We start from the raw sequence: 1,431 nt of genomic DNA, 5'->3' as shown, positions 1-1,431 counted from the left end.
TAATGCCGTTCAGTTAAGCGACTGAACGGCATTTTATTTTGGCGCGGGAAGTAGTTGTAAACGTTGCGCCGACCTGTTAACTTTTCGACGCGATGCTTGCCAATCACCTCACCTTCGTAATCGAAGCACAGGAGCCAACCGATCTGCGACGGTTGGCTGAGCATCTGCCCTACGAGTGGGTCACGCGTGCGGTCCAGGCAACGGGCGCAGCGAGCATCCGGCGCCGTCGTCTGCCGGCTGAGCAGGTGGTGTGGCTGGTGATCGCGCTGGCGATGTACCGGCACTGGTCAATCAGCGAAGTACTCGACAGTCTCGATCTGGCCTTGCCCAACGAGGCCGCGCCGTTTGTGAGCAAGAGCGCCGTGGTGCAGGCACGCCAACGCGTGGGCGAGGCGCCGATGGCGTGGCTGTTCGAGCAGACGGCACGGGCGTGGACCACTCAGGACGCGGCTCACCATGCGTTCAAGGGATTAAGTCTTTGGGCGATGGACGGCACCACGTTGCGCGTACCCGACAGTGCGGCCAACCGTGAGCACTTTGGCGCGCAAGGTTATGCCAGCGGCAAGGTGGCCAGTTATCCGCAGGTGCGCGCCGTGACGCTCACCGCCATTCCGACGCATCTGGTCGCCGATATCAATTTCGGTCGCTACGACACCAACGAAATGATGTACGCCAAAAGCCTGCTGTCGCAGATTCCGCAAGACTCGCTGACGGTGTTCGACAAGGGCTTTTTGGCTGCAGAAATCCTATGTGGGCTGACGATGAACGCCCCCAATCGTCACTTCCTGATTCCAGCCAAAGCGAATACCTGCTGGGAAGTGGTCTCGGGTACCGCTGACGATGCGACGGTGCGCATGCGCGTCTCGCCGCAGGCGCGCAAGAAATGTCCGGCTTTGCCCGAATTCTGGAATGCGCGGGCGATCCGAACTATCGACGCGCGTGGACGCGAACGCGTGCTGTTGACTTCGCTTGGGGATCGCCGACGTTTCAAACCCGCCGATATCGTTGCCTGCTACGAGCGCCGCTGGCAGATCGAGACCAGTTACGGCGAGCTCAAGCAATCGATGCTGGGTTCTGAGTTGACCTTGCGCAGCCGCACCGTCGAAGGCGTGTATCAGGAGATATGGGGTGCGCTGATCGCCTACAACCTGATTCGCCGTGAGATCGCCAGCGCCGCATGGGAGGCGAAACTCGCACCGACCGACATCAGCTTCGTGCGCGCCCTCCACACCATCCAGCACGAACTCATGTGGGCCGCTCTTACGCCGGCCTATGCAAAGTTGCCCGCATGCCTTCGGCGCCTGCGCGAACGGCTCAAGTCCCTTCCAAATGAAAAACGACCCGGGCGCACATGCGACCGAGTCGTCAAATCCCGCCCCTCACGTTACTCCGTCCGGTACCTTAGAAAGGACCTTAACTGAACGGCATTAA

Annotated in this window: 1 protein-coding gene; it reads left to right on the top strand. The window is 60.4% G+C overall.

Features of this window, described 5'->3' with window-relative positions:
• Positions 1-92: 92 nt before the first annotated feature.
• Positions 93-1,421, top strand: coding sequence for an IS4 family transposase (locus AWB75_RS36415; protein ID WP_061128740.1), 1,329 nt, complete (start codon positions 93-95; stop codon positions 1,419-1,421).
• Positions 1,422-1,431: the final 10 nt, after the last annotated feature.

The organism is Caballeronia catudaia, from assembly GCF_001544755.2.
Lineage (GTDB): Bacteria > Pseudomonadota > Gammaproteobacteria > Burkholderiales > Burkholderiaceae > Caballeronia > Caballeronia catudaia.
This window is presented reverse-complemented; position numbering and strand designations above follow the sequence as displayed.